1 protein-coding gene is annotated in these 327 nt (G+C 39.4%); it reads right to left on the minus strand.

Going from position 1 to position 327, the window contains the following annotated elements; translation table 11 throughout:
- Positions 1 to 327 (minus strand): immunoglobulin domain-containing protein (locus HC175_RS22005; protein ID WP_209310192.1); only part of this gene is annotated, 327 nt, incomplete at both ends.

A 327-nucleotide genomic window follows, 5' to 3' on the forward strand; every position in this document is an offset into this window, starting at 1 on the left:
CTGTGATATTTACCTCTTCACTCACAGAACATACTTCAATATTTTCCCCTATAGATTCAATAATTGGTGACGGGTTTACGGTAACAACTGACGGATTAGAAATTATTTGGGAGCAGGATTCAGCCGGACTGCTTATCACTACATCATAGCTACCTGAATCTTCAGAAATTTGATTCGAAATAGTTAATTCTGCAGTCGTGGCTCCTGAAATATTACCACCATCAGAAAGCGGAATTCCGTCCTTCCTCCAGAGATATTCTGATATTGTGCCATCTACATCTACCGAAATTGTAATAGGTGTGGTGTCGCCTTCACAGCTAAATATTT

Source organism: Salinimicrobium oceani (assembly GCF_012037645.1).